The following is a 16,055-nucleotide window of genomic DNA, read 5'->3' as shown; positions in this document are numbered from 1 at the left end:
TTACAATGAAAAGTCGTTTTGCTTTAGGGGCAATTGCCATGAGTGCGATGTTCGTGCTTTGTAGGCCATCAGTCGCCGCTGTAAGCAGTGTTGGTGCACCGGCAGATGAGTTTGCCCTTGCTACGGAAATCAGAGTGACACTCGATGATACGTTTCAAATGAAGTTTTCTGAAAAACCAGTGGTCAAAGCAGGGAACATCATCAATTTTGTGGTGACCAATAGAGGAAGGATCCGCCATGAGTTCTTCATTGGGGACAAAGCGGAGCAATTAAAACACAAAAGAAAAATAAGGGCGCTGAGAGGAACAGCTGAGAATGCACAGACTTCATTTAGCAACGCCATTCTGTTGGCTCCCGGTCAAACGAAATCGTTGAAATGGCGATTTGATAACCCAGGAAAGGTTGTTATTTTCGCCTGTAATATGCCCGGTCATTATGAAGCAGGAGAGTATTACATCACTGTGGTAGAGGAATAACTATATCTTTTAATTCATAGCGTTAAAATGTTGCCTTCACAAATGTGTAATGTGCCCTGCAAAGAATAAATCTCGGAAGTGTACCCAATCGAAATCAATGTTTTTTTTCCAAAAAAACATCATGTTTGGCGAGATAATATCCTCAGTTTTTTAGTGTTGAGGATGAATGATGACAAAATACAATGCACAAGACGCTAAGCTTACCGACAGCGAACGTCTGGTTGAAAGTGCTGTCGACCGCTGGATGAGGGAGGCTGAGAAAACTAAAGAGCTTCAAAACAATCCTTTCAAGGGTAAAACACTTGATTTTGATGACTACTTTAAATCCCCGCAAGAGCTGAGAGCAGGCTACCGGTCCTTAAAAATGCCGGTGTATTACCACCCAAGCTTGAACTGAAAAAGCTGATAAACGAAAAGCGTGATTTACTTAAAACGCTGAGTGATAGCAGTAAAATCGAAGCGTTAAAAAAGGAAATTTTCGAACTCGAATTAAAAATGAACGTTCTAAAGTAGGATGTGTGACAGCCCTTAAAGAGCTGTTCGCATTAAACGTCATAAATATAAAACGAGCCAGCCTATGTGGCTCGTTTCCAAATAGAATTAGTCTAGAAAAAGCTTTAAATCTACTGTGCCATCCTGAAACTGAACGTCGACTTCAAAGCCAAGTTTCTGTGCTAACGCGACCATCCCCTGATTTGAGGGCATCGTCATTCCCGTCAGGTGTCTGATACCGCTTTGTTTGGCATATTCGATGATTTTGTTCATCAACACGTTACCAAGCCCCATTCCTTTTAGATCTGATCGAACGAGAACCGCAAACTCAGCTTCGGTATGTTCAGGGTTGGCCAAAGCCCTTACCACACCGAGAATTTCATTATGGTCAATGTGGTCATCTTTACAGACCGCAAGAAATGCCATTTCACGGTCGTAATCGATTTGTGTCAGGTTGGCCAGTGCCTCGTGATTCAGTTCGCCGACGTCTGAAAAGAATCGTTTATACAAGTCTTCGACCGATACCTTTTCAACAAAGGCTTTGTGGAAAGGTTCATCCTCGGGAAGGATAGGCCGGAGAAGAATTTTTCTGCCATCCCTCAGCGCACCATTTTCTTCTAACTCTTTGGGGTATGGGCGAATCGCCAACCGTTGTTGGATATCTCCGTCAAACGTATCTAGTGTCATGGAACAATCAAGAACCGTTAGTTTTGTTCCTGTCACCATGAGCGGGTCAATATCAAGAGAGGATATTTCAGGGCAATCAATAATTATTTGTGACAGCGTCACTAAAAAGTGGCAGAGTGAGTCCATATCCAATTGAGTAGGGTGATTACGCGGACGAATTTTTCCTGACTTGATAGCACTGATAACAAGGTATCTTGCCAGTGTCATGTTTAGCGGGGGAATAGCCACCGCTGCATCCTTGTTCATGTCCCATGTTTGCCCACCTTCACCGATAAGAATGATAGGGCCGAAGACAGGGTCCTTTCTGACACTGATCTTAATTTCGTGCGCCCCGGCGCGATTGGCCATACTTTGAATTTGTAGGCCATCTATGTGGGCGCTGGGATAGGAGATTGATACCCGGTCCATGATCATTTGAACCGCATTAGCCACTTCGGCGCTATTATTCAGGTCTAGCATGACACCATGCACGGCTGATTTGTGTTGGATGTCCTGTGAGCTCAGTTTGACGGCAACTGGATAGCCAACTTGCTCTGCTATTTGTGCGGCTTCTGATGCATCTGAGGCTAACCATGTTGGCATTACGTTAAGGCCGTAACACTCGAGGATAGGTTTCACCTCATGGGTATTCAGTAAGTTTTTCTTTTCGTCGATGGCTTGTTTAATGTGCCCGCGGCTTTTGTCTATGTCGTAATCAATTTCTCCGATAGACGTTGGTGTTTCCATAAGCTGCTTTTGGTTTCGACGGTACTCGACCATGTGCATAAATGCAGTAACCGCACTTTCCGGTGTACGATAAGTTGGAATACCAGAATGTGTAAAGGCCAATCGAGAAACAGCTGCGTCGTCGCTTTCGCCTTGCCAGTTGGTGATGATGTTGAAACGTTTGGCGCGAGGCTCATTTTTGATGAGGTCAATCACAGCTTTGGCTGTTGCTAAACCCGGTGCAGATGCAGAGGGAGAGTGCATGATCAATATGGCGTCAGCTTCATCTTTGTACAAAAGCAGACGAATGGCTTTCAAGTATCTTTCTATATCTGCATCACCGACGATATCCACGGGGTTGCCGCCAGACCAGCTCACTGGAAGTAACGCATTCATTTCAGCTGTTGTTTCATCGCTTAAGGTTGCAAGTTTTCCACCTTCCTCGAGAAGCGCATCTAATGCCATTACGGCAGGCCCACCACCATTTGACAATATGGCTAGGCGCTCCCCGCGAAGCGTCTGTGAATGCGAAAGTGTTTCTACAGCCGCAAACAATTCTGGTGTCGTTTTTACCCGGAGCATACCGGAACGTCGAATGGCTGCATCATAAGCGGCATCAAGACCTGCCGGGTAGTCTCTGAGGTGCCTTAGCGCTGTAGCGGCTTCCTGAGTTCGTCCTGCTTTGAGCACCAGTATTCTTCGGTTTCGTGCGGCGGCCCTAGCCGCTGACATAAACTGTCTTGCGTTCCTAATATTGTCTATATAAAGCAAGATGGCATTGGTTTTACTCTCTCGACTGAGGTAATCCAGAAGCTCCGGGAAGTCGATGTCGCAAGCTTCACCAATAGACAAAAAGACCGAAAAGCCTATTCGTTTGTTTTTTGCCCAATCGAGTATTGTTGTACATACCGCTGATGACTGAGAAATGAAAGCGATGTTACCGCGGTTAGCAGGTACAGGAGCGAAACTTGCGTTGAGATTTAACCAAGGGAGAATCAAACCGAGGCTGTTTGGTCCGATTAGTCTGATGCCAGACTCTTTAGCAGCCTCTTGCATGTGCTCCAGCACTGTTCTGCCATCGTCTGCCAGTGTCTGCTTCATATCAGCAGCCAGAACTAACGCCAGCTTTACGCCTTTTTTACCAAGGTCACGGACTAAGTCAACGTTGCGAATAGCAGCAGTGCACACCACGGCTAAATCGGGTATCAGAGGAAGTGCATCAATATCCGGATAAGCCAAAATGCCAGCAATGGCTTGATGTTTTGGTGTGACTGGCATTATTGGTCCTTTGAACCCTCCGCTTTGGAGGTTTTTAATGACAAGGTTTCCAGCACGACCGGGTGTGTTGGATGCACCAACAACAGCTATTGAACGAGGTTTAAATAAGGCGTCTAATCCATCCATTGTGGCTCCTGCTTTCACGTAAGGATGATTACTTTCCAATATTCTAGCGTGATCAGCACGATATGGAGTGAACGAAGATCAATGTCAGGGGATGGAATTGCGCGATCTCTCGCAGATGCTACTTTCTAACGCCTGTTGAGCAGGCTAGCTTCGTGATAAAGTGGTGTTTTGTGACCAAACGCAGATTGTACCCCGAAGTAGTCGATTGAAATTTGAATGATTTCTCACATGACTACACACTGAATAAAACAAACATTAAAGACGAATGTTTATGAAAATCACTGTTCTATTTTTGTGTGTTTTGACCATGGTTGGTTGTGCCGATAGAACCCAACAACTTGTATTGCTCTCACAGACTGAAGAGATCACGTCGACAGAGCAACCAAAAGTAGCTGTACCTAAGCCTGCTGAATCTCAAATGACGGAGGTAAAGCAACCGACTGTCAAAACAGCGGCAAAGAAAATAACGAAGCCAAAGAAAAAGGTGGAATCAACGCGTTATACTATTCAGGTTGTTGCGTTGAGCTACAAAAGTGGGCTGAAGGGTTATGCCGATATGCTTCCTTCCGATCAGCCTCTTTGGTCCAACATGAAAAAAATAGATGGCCTTCCTTGGTATACACTGTTGTACGGCTCGTTTCCTTCAAAGCAGTCCGCAAGTAAAAAGCTGAACGCATTACCCAACATCATCAAGGAACAAAAACCCTTCATTCGCTCGATTTCTTCGATAAAGAAATCAGCTAACCCTGACATGGTGAAAATTAACTAGTTGACTAAAGTCACCCACGAGGTTTGATTGCTATTGAGGCCGCCTTTTCAGTGAAATTAGGCGGCTTTTTGTTGCCTGATGGTTCAAAATACCAACGAGAGACAAGCAAACTAGTATTTTTCTTCCCATAAGCGATTATACGTGGCGATTTGTTGATGAAAGGAATCAGGGGTTTGCGTTAAGATTGATGCATATTTAGCAAATGGATTTGCAGCATTTTGAATTTCCCTTATTAAGCATTGGTGGGAATGAGTGAGTAAGAGTATGAAAAAAATCGAAGTCTTACTGTTGTGTGGCGGTGGAAGCGCAGAACATGAAGTCTCACTGGTATCAGCGAATTACCTGGAGAGTGTCCTAAGTACGATTCCATCCCTGAACGTTACCCGTGTTGAAATAACGTCAGTAGGTTGGCGTTCAGAGAGTCATGCAGCTTGTCGCCTTGATTTAGATAAAGTACTGACGGTCGGCGATCGTAAAGTCACACTTGATTACGTTGTTCCCTGTATTCACGGTTTCCCTGGCGAAACAGGTGAAATTCAGTCTTTGTTTGAGCTCGCGGGTTTGCCCTACATGGGCTGTGACTCAGCAGCTAGTAATATTTGCTTCAACAAAATCACATCGAAACTGTGGTTTGATGCCATTGGAATAGAAAACACCCCTTATATATTTCTTTCGGAGCAAAGTGAGCAAGCATACCGTGACGGAGAAGCTGCCTTCGACAAATGGGGAACCCTATTTGTTAAAGCAGCTTGTCAGGGCTCATCTGTCGGTTGTTACAAAGTGAATGATAAATCGGCGGTGAGAACAGCCATCGATAACGCATTCGAATATTCTGAGCAAGTTTTGATCGAACAAGCTGTCAAACCAAGAGAGCTTGAGGTTGCGGCTTATCAATATGGTGACGAAATTATTGTTACCAACCCCGGTGAGATTTGTTGTCCTTCAGACACATTCTATACCTATGATGAAAAGTACAGTTCAGACAGCCATAGTGAGACAACACTCGACCCTCGAAACCTCACTGAAGAGCAAACCTCACAGATGCGAGAGATGGCGAGAAAAGCCTTTATACATTTGAAACTCAAGGATCTGTCGCGAATCGATTTCTTTTTGACCCCAAATGGAAAAGTGCTTCTGAACGAGATCAACACGTTTCCAGGCATGACGCCAATTTCTATGTTCCCGAAGCTTGTTGAGCACAATGGCCACTCATTTGCCGACTACCTTGCGAGTTGTATCGACCGTGGGCTGAATGCGAAGTCTTCGTTGACATCTTAATCTTTGTCCAATTTACGCTTGTAGCGACTCATCGATTCTTCCTTTGCCTGCTTATTACCGACGTACTGAGCAGGCATCGCCGGGCTTTTCCACCTTCCTTGATACTGAATTTCTTTAATGCTTCTTCCCGCGTCTGCTAAATCCTGACTTGCACCCACGCGTGGCGACTGCCCTGAAAACGTCACTGAATCTAGTCCAAGTTCAGTAGCGGCGCGACGAAAAACGCGGTAGATGGAAGAGTGATCCATGGGCTTGTCGCCAAGCTGTTGGTGCTTGTTGATTCTTCTCAGTAATGGACCCGTCGTAATACCCGATAGCAGAAACCATTTGTCAATAATCTCTTTGGTTTTGCTACTGAGTGCTATGGTTGTTTCTCCCACTGCTAATTGGCAGACATCATCCTCGATGAGAATAGATTCAAAGGGCAGGGCAGCGAGTTCGCTGCGTTTTAGCATGCCTTCGAAAGATAACGCCCATATCAGCAAATCACGAATATCCTTTAGCCTTTCACTGGATGACAACTTATCAATCAATGCATCGAGATGACCTACATGAAAAGCATTGGCTTGACCAGCCTGGTCGGATTTTTCTTGTAGTAACCGGTTCATGAGAAATTTGACTTCCCGGTGTCTCGCTGGGTCTTTAAAACTATGACAACGGTGTACTAAAGAGATTGTAACGGTGTAGCGCCTGACACTTGAAATCTTACGCTCTTTGGACTGAAGTTCGGCAAAATTTCTTACCGTATTTACATCTGCGGGCAAAGGGCACAAACCATTCGTTTGGCAATGAACAACAAAGGTCTTCCAGTCATTCTGAAAACTGAGCAGTGAATTATGGCTGTACTGACCCTGAGTCAGTTTTTTCCACTCTTCGATATCAATCTCAGCTCGGCTGAATCGAATAACACTGGCTTTTATCTCATCTTCATCACTGATTGGGGTTATCTTTTTCATTAGCGCACTATAACTAAATATATGTGATTAGAATGATACTGATCGATACATACTCAAAAGGCAAATTTGTTCATCAAACTAACAAGCAAATTGTGCCAGTACACGACTTTATGCTTTTTGAGGTGCGAAAAGTGCCCAGGCAAAAATGAAACCTTTTATACATTTTGTAATCAGTCGATCATGGCTGAATATCAGTAAGCAAAGAGTTTTGCTAACATAGCCTTAAATCAACGAACTGACCCGGATAATTTATGAGCAACGACAGCAGCCGTCTGGTTTACTCCACTGAGACTGGCCGAATTAAAGAAGAAAAACAAAGTTCTATAAGAGAAAAAGGCGACGGAATTGTTCGTGTGCAGCGGCAGACAAAAGGACGAAAAGGCAAAGGTGTGTGTCTTGTTACAGGGCTAGATCTTGATGATGCAGCACTAAAGCTGGTGGCTGCTGAATTAAAAAAAGTCTGTGGCTGTGGTGGCTCAGTGAAAGATGGCGTTATTGAGATTCAAGGTGACAAGAGAGACCAAATCAAAATGCATCTAGAGAAAAAAGGCCACACAGTAAAATTAGCTGGTGGATAAAAAAGAAAGGTGCTTTGGGCACCTTTCTTAACTTGCCCCAGCTGACGGTTCGCTGGGGCAAATGCTTCAATTAATTTTCGTGATCAAACAGGTCATTTAAGTCATCAAAGGCTTCTTGGAGTCCATTGATAGTAAAATTAATTGTCCAAGCTAGAGTTTCGAGATCATCGTTGTCACAAATATAAAGATACAAAGGGCCAACCCAATCCCAGTAACATTCACCATTTTTGTTGGTACCATTGGCTATATCAACCAGCTCTTCTTTCAACGGTGTTGTAAAGTGACGTGTGAAGTCCATAACCAGAATGCCGACAAAGCCATCGTCAGAGATATACCAAATATCGCCGTGCTGCCTTGAGTCACCGAGCGTATCAGCATCTTGTTGACTGTCTTTGTCCGAAACAAATTCATTCTCTAAGTTGAAGTTTTTAATATTACGTGCATTGTCTTTCCACGTTTTCGCTTTGCGGCCATCTTCTTTGATTTGTTTTTTGATCCACTGAAGAACGGATTTCCCGATACCTGACGCGTCATAAGCATATGCAGGGTATCCACTGTATATTGCCGCTGCAGTGGCTAACCCACCCCCAAGGCTGTGGCCTGTAAATGTAATGTCAGTGACTGTTGGGTAGAGTTGTCTGACTTCTTTATAAGCATTGATAGCTTGCATATATTGGTCTGGCACCAAACCTGCGGCCATTTCGCCGTTAGTTATCCAGTCTTTTACACCTAGCTCGCTCCCTCTGAATGCAAGAACCCCTTCAGTAATACCACTTTTTTTAAGATAAAACGTAGCATCAAAGCCTGACTCAGTATCCGAGAAATTATGTAACGCCTTCCAGCCATCAGGAGTATTTCCGTTATGTATTGGCCAGTTGTGGACCTTCTCTGCAAACTCAAGATAAAACAAGGCATCTTGTGCAGTGGCGGAGTCTGGATGACCAGAATGTATCGTTGTCGAAGAGGCGCCGTCTGAGTAGTCGTAATTAGGGTGCATTGCATCTGGTAAATATGAACTGAAGATAAAATCGTCAATTTCAGTTAATAGCTCTAAATCAAGAGCATGTATATTGGCAGAGCTAAGCAAAAGGCTAGCAGAAAGTGCTACCTTTGAAATTGTAGAGCGCAACATAATTTATTCTTCCTTAAATATAAAATTAATTATTATTAATCGCTTCTTAAGTAAAGCGTGGAAGATTTATACTTGAACGGCTAGATAAAAAGTGACTCACTTTTGATACTAGTATCTATCAGGTGTTTTTCTATGAAGAGTATCAAGCACGTTTTAAACCGTATTACAGTTTGATAAACAATAAAAAGGGCGCTGGTGCGCCCTTTTGTCTACCGCTGCTAACATCACGAATACAACGGGTAGAGAGCTAACTCATTTGTATTTAACGATTGATCCATTTGATAAGCGAGCAAGGTAGTCTTCCATATCCTTCTTAATCTCACCTGAGAGGATATAGAGGCCAACAATGTTCACTAGTGCCATGGCAAAGATCATTGCATCTGAGAAGTTGATTACGGGCCCCAAATTCATAGATGCGCCGATGACAACGAAACCACAGAAAATGATTTTGAAGGTAAGGTCAGCTTTTGTACTCTCTCCGAATAAATAGCTCCATGCTTTCAATCCGTAATAGGACCACGAAATCATAGTCGAGAAAGCAAACAACACTACAGCAACAACAAGTACGTACGGAAACCAGGAGATAGAGCTTTCAAATGCTGCTGACGTCAATGCAACACCGCTTAATGTTTGTCCGTCATATAGTTGACCAGTGATAATAATAACCAGTGCCGTCATCGTACAAATCACAACGGTATCAATGAAAGGTTCTAAAAGGGATACAAAACCTTCAGACATGTGTTCTTTCGTTTTTACTGCTGAGTGAGCAATCGCCGCAGAACCGACACCTGCTTCATTCGAAAACGCAGCGCGCTTGAAGCCCTGGATCATTGCTCCAATCACACCACCAGCAACGCCCTCTCCAGTAAATGCACCGTTGAAAATTGCAGCGAAGGCATCACCCACTGATCCAAGATTCATCAGAATGATTATCAATGCGCCACCGACGTAGACCAGAGCCATGAATGGCACAACTTTTTCCGTAACTTTGGCAATGGACTTGATGCCACCAATAATCACAAAGCCAACAATCGCCGCCATAACCAAGCCAAACAACCAACCTTTATCTGCAAGGAATGATGCTTCACCACCAGTTACTCCCACAACTTGCACGAAAGCCTGATTAGCTTGATACATGTTACCGCCACCGACGGCACCGCCAATCGCAAAGATCGAGAACAAAACGGCAAGCGTACGACCCAATGCGGGATTTCCTCGGTTAGATAAGCCCTTGCTGAGGTAGTACATAGGACCGCCAGAAACGGAACCGTCAGGGTTTGTGTTTCTATATTTTACACCAAGCGAGCATTCCACAAACTTTGTAGACATGCCCAAAAGACCAGCAAGAATCATCCAGAATGTTGCACCTGCGCCACCAATACTGACAGCTATAGCAACACCTCCAATGTTACCTAAACCAACAGTGCCAGAGAGTGCTGTTGCCAGTGCCTGAAAGTGTGATACCTCACCTTTATCATTTGGCCCAGTGTATGCGCCACGAACGAGGTTAACGGCATGACCGAAACCGCGTACGTTGATGAAACCAAGGAAGAAAGTGAAAAAGATGGCAGCAATGACAAGGTAAATAACAATCCAAGGTGCTTGAACATCTGTAAAGGGGAGAGGGATGGATGAAAAAATCATCTCTACAAATGGGTTTACAACTGGCGCAACGATCTCATTAATTTTGTCATCAATTCCTTCCGCATGGGCTTGAGAAGACAACAAGAAGAGGCCGAGAGCCGACAATAATCGTCTCACTAACATTTGAATTTCCTTTTTCTGTTTTATAAAAACATGACGAAATGTGATGTTTAAAATTTCGCCAGTTAAATGTTCTGATTTATATATGCTAATCAACATATATGAGTGAACGCTCTTGGTGTATTCCACAATGGAATACACCCTAAGTCTCTGATCAATCGTTTAAAGTGACGCATCATGTCACATAAATTGTTGATAGGAAGCATTTTTGCATACAGAAATGGTTCTTTATTAACCAATCTGGATGAGACAAAAATATTCTTGATGACTTTTCTGGAAGGAAGGTGAAGCGACAACGACTTCTCCAGATTAAAGCTGTGATGCGGGAGTATTGTGATGACCCAAATTGCATAGAATAGTAGTAAGCCATTGATTATTCTCTGTTATCGTGCCGCATTGTTGAATGCACAGCTTGTATGTTTTTATTACACGAATGATAGTTTGAAAAATGGTTTTTGTAAGAGAGCTAAGGAGTTATGAATGGTAAATTTCAATACATGAAACAAATGGTTCAATATCTAACTATTGATGGAGTGATTAGCTTGTAAAATATTAAATCGAAATTGTTGGGTTAAAATTCTAAATTACAGCTATTTTATGCGTAAAAATGCAATTAGAGTAAATATCTGCAAATGTATTTAAAAGTGGTTTTATAGTTTGTTGATTGGAATTTCTAAGTTTGACGCGCTAATCGACTCGGTTTTCGCCATTTAGGTTGTTTAGTTTCTTCGACAACCTGTTCAATTTTTATTCTTTTTCGTCTCAACGTGTTTGCTATTTCCAATGGCGTATATTTGACTGAGCTCCTAAACATGACATGTGGAATCTTAGCCTGTTTACAGATGTTTTCTATTAGCTTTGTTTTTTGTTCATTCGATTTCTTCTTTGATCGGTCTTGAGTGGCCTCAAGAGTGATAGCAGCAACAACAGAAAGGTCGTATTTGTTACAAAGAATGAAATCAAAGTGGTTTGCGGAGAGAAGTTCATTGGCCAATTCGGATGCAACTTTACTGGATGCCCGATAAGATGTAACAACATTGCCTACTCTCACTTTTGCAAATACACGATATTGCTGAGTAATAGCGAGTTCCAATAGGGTGAGAAAGGCAGATTCAGGCCGAGTAAACATAGCCATCTTTTTTTTGCATTTAAATGTGGCTATGTTTTTTAAAATTTTCTTATGTATTAGTAGAAGCGAATATAATGAAATCCCTCCTGCGATATATGCAAGAAAGTACGAAGCAGTCATGATTGTAAAAACCAATAATTATCAATACCAACCGTATTTCAGCAAAGTGAATATACAGAGGCAATCTTTGTACTCATTAACTCGACAGGACACTCTTTTTACCTGAAATAAATGGTAATTATATTTTTAATGAAAATATAATTGTGAAGTGAGGTTAAGCAATGTACTAGTTAATCAGTCCTATACGTAAAATACTTTGGTAAGATGAAGAAGGAAAGTGGAGTAAGAGCAAACGATATTGTTTGCCCTCAACTTATTTATACGTCGTCTTTATCAGACAGCTTGAGAGACTCCATTGAAGAAACATACGCGTTCACTTTTCTTTGTAAACCTTCCAGTTCGAGCTTGAGAAGTTCAGATCTCTTTTTCTCCTCAATATAAAGCTCATGGTATTTTACAGCAATGTAGCCGCCCTCTATAAGTGCACCAGACAGGGTGACTTTATTTGTGATGTCTTTGAGGCGATCAGTCATTTGCTGATGTTTCTCTATGCCTCGAACTGTTATTGCCATTTATTCCTCTTTAGTTTGCGCATGTGTACTGAAAAAGCTGAGACAGAAATAATTTAATTCATTCATATTTATGCCTCGGCACTTTATATCTTGTCTTTGAAAAGACAAAAAAGATGTCATTGGGAGCTGAATCAATCTCAGAACTTGTCTGGTTCACACTTACAATTGGTCGCAAGTCCTTGAAGCGGAATCAAACTTTTTACCATTACAGGTTGTTTCACTTCCTACCAATTATTAACGTCGTTTCTGTGGATGAAAGAGGTTAACTCCATTTCCTCTGGACTTCTGTTAATCGGCACACCTCCCTTGAAGTAAAAAGTCTACTTCGGTCAGCCCTTTGCATATTCAAAGGGCTGTTTTTTGTGAGTTTGAGTCCTGATACTGATATCTGATTAACGTAATCAATTATTACCTTTAATGCACTATAACTACTTGGAGGCTGACGAAATGAAAAATATGATATTGCACTTTGATCACTGAACTGATGGTCTAACCTGAGCCTGTCACCAATAGACCTACGATTTTTTGTGCCCTTACGGTCAGCTTCTACAATCATTGATATACGATCACCCAGCAGTTCCGAATACAAAGTCTTTTCGTCTGTTACAAGTGGGTTTTGTCGCGAAAAGGGAATACACCAAAAGTCAGCAGAAGGGAGTCCAAAAGCTGATTGATCAGGCGACAATGCAAACAACTGAATTGGTGCGTTCAAAAGAAAGACGCAGCAAATAAACACATATTTATTGCTCATGATATATCAATAATTATTTTAAATTAGATTCTCAAGTTTCAGCAGAGTAATTTCAGTTTAAATAGAGGCAACCCTGTCTCGTTTTGTATGAGATTGAGAGAGCATATTATAATGAGATTTTTTTTAATTACATTACCTTTCTGTTACTTAAACCTGTCAAAGGTCTAAAAAATGACACGTAAGTAATATGATGTTCTAATATATATGAAATTTATGGCATTATATCCCAATCAAAAAGATATAAAGCAATCTATTTGTGTCATCTAAATGTAAGTAACTAAATAAATGAATTCATATATTAATATTTTTTATTATTTAAATATGGAGTGATGGCATTATTTTTCAAAATAACATTTAGAGTTATGACTTTATATTAGTAGAAAGAGCCCGCTAAACGAGCAGGCTCTTGATGGGGCATATTTTCGTCAGAATGAGTATCAATTACCCCAAGACTTTAATAGCTCGCTATAACTAATCGTCATACCTTTTGGCTTCTCATTAGCCAGTTTGGCCTTTGGTGAACCGGGCTGGCTTAACCAGTAGTTTGCATCTTGTGGTTTATTAAGTTTTGGTCCACATTCGCCTTGAACGTTTGCGCGTTCAAGACGTTGTAAGACGCGATCTTGGGCTTTCGCCAAGCCATCTAACGCTTCCTGAGGTGTTTTCTCTCCGTTGGCAGCTTCCGCAATATACTGCCACCACAATTGGGCAAGTTTCGGATAATCCGGCACATTGGTACCCGTCGGTGTCCATTGAACACGGGCAGGGCTGCGGTAGAACTCGACGAGACCGCCAAGTTTTGGTGCCACTTCAGTCATTGCGTCCGAGTTAATGTCAGATTCGCGGATAGGCGTCAAACCTACCAAGGTTTTCTTCAGTGACACGGTTTTTGCGACGGTAAACTGAGCGTATAACCATGCCGCTTTGCGTCGCATAGGTTCTGTTGACTTCATTAATGTCCAAGAACCAGTATCCTGATAACCTAATTTCATGCCTTCTTGCCAATATGGCCCTTTCGGAGAGGGAGCCATCCGCCATTTAGGTGTGCCATCTGGGTTAACTACGGCAAGGCCCGGCTTAGTCATGTCAGCAGTAAAGGCGGTATACCAAAATATTTGCTGAGCAATGCTGCCTTGTGCAGGAACAGGTCCGGCTTCTGAGAACGTCATGCCCTGTGCTTCGGGTGGCGCAAATTCTCTCAGCCAATCGACGTACTTGCTGGTTGCGTATACTGCTGCAGGGCCATTCGTTGCACCACCGCGGGAAACACTTGACCCAACCGGACGGCAACCATCAACGCGGATACCCCATTCATCAACAGGTTTACCATTAGGGATACCTTTATCACCCGTGCCAGCCATAGAGAACCAAGCATCAGTAAAACGCCACCCCAGAGAGGGATCTTTCTTACCATAGTCCATATGACCATAGACTTTCTCACCATCGATCTCTTTGACATGGACGCTGAAGAACTCGGCAATGTCTTCATAGGCTGACCAGTTCACAGGCACACCGAGTTCATAGCCGTAAATTTCTTTAAATCGGCTTTTCAAATCAGCGCGCTCAAACCAATCCGCACGGAACCAATAAAGGTTGGCGAATTGTTGATCCGGCAGTTGGTAGATCTTTCCGTCCGGTCCAGTTGTGAAGCTCAGTCCAATGAAATCGTTAAGATCCAAGGTTGGCAGGGTAACGTCCTTTCCATCTCCTTTCATGTAGTCACTGATCGGAATAACTTTGCCGTAGCGAAAGTGCGTACCGATCAGGTCTGAATCATTGATGTAAGCATCATAAATACTGCGGTTTGATTGCATTTCGGTCTGCAGCTTTTCGACCACATCCCCTTCTTGAATCAAATCATGTGTAACTTTAATTCCTGTTATTTCCTCAAACGCTTTAGCGAGCACTTTAGCTTCATACTCATGAGTCGTAATGGTTTCGGAAACGACTTTGATATCCATACCACGGAAGGGCTTGGCGGCGTCAATAAACCATTGCATCTCACGTATTTGCTCATCTCGGCTCAGTGTGGACGGAGAAAACTCATCATCAACCCATTTAGCCGCAGCATCGGAGTAACTGTCTGCATAGGCTGCCGGTGACAAGAGTAAGGTGATAACAATGCTCAGAGGTGTCCATTTTTGTCGAGCTTTCAGTTTCTTCATTGTGTTGCTCCTTAGTGATGTTTCCTAACCCCAGCGAAGGACAATTACCAGCCATACCACCGAGATCCCAAAGGGGATCCAGATAGCCAGGTCAGTCATTCCGATGAAGAGCAGGTGAATATAGGCACTGCTGAGAAGGCCTATAAAGAGTCGATCTCCGCGGGTTGTTTGGATAGGTAAAAAGCCTTTCCGTTCAACACAGGGCCGCAGGATTTCGAAGACTGTCATTGCCGTTAACATCACGGCGATAGTGATAAAAAACAGCGCACTCGGTAGAGTCCATGCCATCCAGTTCATCATGTCTCTCCTTACACACGTCCGAGTGCGAAACCTTTAGCGACATGGTTTCTTACAAACCAAATCACCAGCAGGCCCGGCACAATTGTTAAAACACCAGCTGCTGCCAGTACACCCCAGTCAATCCCGGAGGCACTGACAGTACGAGTCATGGTGGCGACAATCGGTTTTGCATTGACAGAGGTCAGCGTTCGGGCAAGCAGAAGCTCCACCCAGCTGAACATAAAGCAGAAGAAGGCGGTTACCCCGATACCTGAACGGATCATCGGCAGAAAAATCCGGACGAAAAAATGGGGGAAATTGTAGCCATCGATATAAGCGGTCTCGTCAATTTCGCGAGGGACACCCGACATGAAACCTTCAAGAATCCACACAGCAAGTGGCACATTGAACAAACAGTGTGCTAGTGCCACCGCGATGTGTGTGTCAAACAAGCCCACCGAGCTATATAGCTGGAAGAAGGGAAGCAAAAAGACCGCTGGCGGCGCCATTCTGTTGGTCAGCAACCAGAAGAAAAGATGCTTGTCACCAACAAACTTGTAGCGAGAAAATGCATAGGCAGCGGGCAGTGCCACCATCAATGACAAAATGGTATTCATAGTGACGTATGTCAGTGAATTCAGATAGCCGTTGTACCAACTCGGGTCAGAGAAAATCACCGCATAGTTTGCCAAGGTGAAGCTATGAGGCCAAAAGGTCAGCCCGCCTAGTATTTCTTCATTGGTTTTGAATGACATCATTAGCAGCCAATAAATCGGCAACATGAGAAACACGATATAAGTAATCAGACCAATGGTTTTCCTGCGGTAGGTCTTTGCAGTATTTTGTTGTCTGGTCATG

General features: G+C 43.1%; 14 protein-coding genes. 5 read left to right on the top strand and 9 right to left on the bottom strand.

Annotated features, from left to right (window positions below; all coding sequences use genetic code 11):
• Positions 1 to 5: 5 nt before the first annotated feature.
• Both CS022_RS03150 and CS022_RS03145 read left to right on the top strand, forming a co-directional pair.
• The gene (locus CS022_RS03150) at positions 6 to 476 is read left to right on the top strand and encodes a cupredoxin domain-containing protein (protein ID WP_129121057.1); all 471 of its coding nucleotides are present in this window, start codon (positions 6 to 8) and stop codon (positions 474 to 476) included.
• A 166-nt stretch (positions 477 to 642) separates the two neighbouring features.
• Positions 643 to 873 (top strand): DnaJ family domain-containing protein, encoded by a 231-nt coding sequence (locus CS022_RS03145; protein WP_161569544.1) that lies wholly within the window; start codon positions 643 to 645, stop codon positions 871 to 873.
• Positions 874 to 1,076: 203 nt separating this feature from the next.
• Here the strand turns inward: CS022_RS03145 and CS022_RS03140 are convergent, their stop codons facing one another.
• Positions 1,077 to 3,764, bottom strand: a complete 2,688-nt coding sequence (locus CS022_RS03140; RefSeq protein WP_129121055.1) for a bifunctional acetate--CoA ligase family protein/GNAT family N-acetyltransferase — start codon at positions 3,762 to 3,764, stop codon at positions 1,077 to 1,079.
• Positions 3,765 to 4,035: 271 nt separating this feature from the next.
• Between CS022_RS03140 and CS022_RS03135 the strand changes: the two genes are divergently transcribed.
• Both CS022_RS03135 and CS022_RS03130 read left to right on the top strand, forming a co-directional pair.
• Positions 4,036 to 4,533, top strand: a complete 498-nt coding sequence (locus CS022_RS03135; RefSeq protein ID WP_129121054.1) for an SPOR domain-containing protein — start codon at positions 4,036 to 4,038, stop codon at positions 4,531 to 4,533.
• 264 nt (positions 4,534 to 4,797) lie between these two features.
• Positions 4,798 to 5,811, top strand: a complete 1,014-nt coding sequence (locus CS022_RS03130) for a D-alanine--D-alanine ligase (RefSeq protein WP_129121053.1) — start codon at positions 4,798 to 4,800, stop codon at positions 5,809 to 5,811.
• Here the strand turns inward: CS022_RS03130 and CS022_RS03125 are convergent.
• Positions 5,808 to 6,767, bottom strand: a complete 960-nt coding sequence (locus CS022_RS03125; RefSeq protein ID WP_129121052.1) for a tyrosine-type recombinase/integrase — start codon at positions 6,765 to 6,767, stop codon at positions 5,808 to 5,810. The genes CS022_RS03130 and CS022_RS03125 overlap by 4 nt on opposite strands.
• A gap of 251 nt (positions 6,768 to 7,018) precedes the next feature.
• On the opposite strand from CS022_RS03125, the gene yciH reads away from it, so the two are divergent.
• Positions 7,019 to 7,345 carry a stress response translation initiation inhibitor YciH gene (yciH, locus tag CS022_RS03120; protein WP_129121051.1) on the top strand — a complete coding sequence of 109 codons (327 nt, stop codon included), beginning with the start codon at positions 7,019 to 7,021 and terminating at the stop codon, positions 7,343 to 7,345.
• A 70-nt stretch (positions 7,346 to 7,415) separates the two neighbouring features.
• Here yciH and CS022_RS03115 read toward each other — a convergent pair whose 3' ends face one another.
• The 7 genes from CS022_RS03115 to CS022_RS03085 form a co-directional block, all read right to left on the bottom strand.
• On the bottom strand, positions 7,416 to 8,477 hold the full coding sequence (locus tag CS022_RS03115; RefSeq protein WP_129121050.1) for a lipase family protein: 1,062 nt from the start codon (positions 8,475 to 8,477) through the stop codon (positions 7,416 to 7,418).
• A gap of 252 nt (positions 8,478 to 8,729) precedes the next feature.
• Positions 8,730 to 10,244 (bottom strand): alanine/glycine:cation symporter family protein, encoded by a 1,515-nt coding sequence (locus CS022_RS03110; RefSeq protein ID WP_129121049.1) that lies wholly within the window; start codon positions 10,242 to 10,244, stop codon positions 8,730 to 8,732.
• Positions 10,245 to 10,914: 670 nt separating this feature from the next.
• Positions 10,915 to 11,376, bottom strand: coding sequence for a DUF2726 domain-containing protein (locus CS022_RS03105; protein WP_161569543.1), 462 nt, complete (start codon positions 11,374 to 11,376; stop codon positions 10,915 to 10,917).
• Positions 11,377 to 11,747: 371 nt separating this feature from the next.
• Complete coding sequence (locus CS022_RS03100) at positions 11,748 to 12,002, bottom strand: hypothetical protein (RefSeq protein WP_129121047.1); 255 nt, start codon at positions 12,000 to 12,002, stop codon at positions 11,748 to 11,750.
• Between the two features lie 1,188 nt (positions 12,003 to 13,190).
• Entirely contained in the window at positions 13,191 to 14,918 is a 1,728-nt protein-coding gene (locus CS022_RS03095; RefSeq protein ID WP_129121046.1) for an ABC transporter substrate-binding protein, read from the bottom strand.
• A gap of 24 nt (positions 14,919 to 14,942) precedes the next feature.
• Positions 14,943 to 15,215 carry a DUF2160 domain-containing protein gene (locus CS022_RS03090; RefSeq protein ID WP_129121141.1) on the bottom strand — a complete coding sequence of 91 codons (273 nt, stop codon included), beginning with the start codon at positions 15,213 to 15,215 and terminating at the stop codon, positions 14,943 to 14,945.
• Between the two features lie 11 nt (positions 15,216 to 15,226).
• Complete coding sequence (locus CS022_RS03085) at positions 15,227 to 16,054, bottom strand: carbohydrate ABC transporter permease (protein WP_129121045.1); 828 nt, start codon at positions 16,052 to 16,054, stop codon at positions 15,227 to 15,229.
• Between the last annotated feature and the right edge of the window lies 1 nt (position 16,055).

Origin of the sequence: Veronia nyctiphanis (assembly GCF_004116385.1) — a bacterium.
GTDB classification, from domain to species: Bacteria; Pseudomonadota; Gammaproteobacteria; order Enterobacterales; family Vibrionaceae; genus Veronia; species Veronia nyctiphanis.
This window is presented reverse-complemented; position numbering and strand designations above follow the sequence as displayed.

What these genes read in the sequence shown, in the direction of transcription:
- CS022_RS03150 (WP_129121057.1), top strand. Translation starts at nt 6, where the DNA reads ATGAAAAGTCGTTTTGCTTTAGGGGCAATTGCCATGAGTGCGATGTTC.
- CS022_RS03145 (WP_161569544.1), top strand. Translation starts at nt 643, where the DNA reads ATGATGACAAAATACAATGCACAAGACGCTAAGCTTACCGACAGCGAA.
- CS022_RS03140 (WP_129121055.1), bottom strand. Translation starts at nt 3,764, where the DNA reads ATGGATGGATTAGACGCCTTATTTAAACCTCGTTCAATAGCTGTTGTT.
- CS022_RS03135 (WP_129121054.1), top strand. Translation starts at nt 4,036, where the DNA reads ATGAAAATCACTGTTCTATTTTTGTGTGTTTTGACCATGGTTGGTTGT.
- CS022_RS03130 (WP_129121053.1), top strand. Translation starts at nt 4,798, where the DNA reads ATGAAAAAAATCGAAGTCTTACTGTTGTGTGGCGGTGGAAGCGCAGAA.
- CS022_RS03125 (WP_129121052.1), bottom strand. Translation starts at nt 6,767, where the DNA reads ATGAAAAAGATAACCCCAATCAGTGATGAAGATGAGATAAAAGCCAGT.
- yciH (WP_129121051.1), top strand. Translation starts at nt 7,019, where the DNA reads ATGAGCAACGACAGCAGCCGTCTGGTTTACTCCACTGAGACTGGCCGA.
- CS022_RS03115 (WP_129121050.1), bottom strand. Translation starts at nt 8,477, where the DNA reads ATGTTGCGCTCTACAATTTCAAAGGTAGCACTTTCTGCTAGCCTTTTG.
- CS022_RS03110 (WP_129121049.1), bottom strand. Translation starts at nt 10,244, where the DNA reads ATGTTAGTGAGACGATTATTGTCGGCTCTCGGCCTCTTCTTGTTGTCT.
- CS022_RS03105 (WP_161569543.1), bottom strand. Translation starts at nt 11,376, where the DNA reads ATGGCTATGTTTACTCGGCCTGAATCTGCCTTTCTCACCCTATTGGAA.
- CS022_RS03100 (WP_129121047.1), bottom strand. Translation starts at nt 12,002, where the DNA reads ATGGCAATAACAGTTCGAGGCATAGAGAAACATCAGCAAATGACTGAT.
- CS022_RS03095 (WP_129121046.1), bottom strand. Translation starts at nt 14,918, where the DNA reads ATGAAGAAACTGAAAGCTCGACAAAAATGGACACCTCTGAGCATTGTT.
- CS022_RS03090 (WP_129121141.1), bottom strand. Translation starts at nt 15,215, where the DNA reads ATGAACTGGATGGCATGGACTCTACCGAGTGCGCTGTTTTTTATCACT.
- CS022_RS03085 (WP_129121045.1), bottom strand. Translation starts at nt 16,054, where the DNA reads ATGACCAGACAACAAAATACTGCAAAGACCTACCGCAGGAAAACCATT.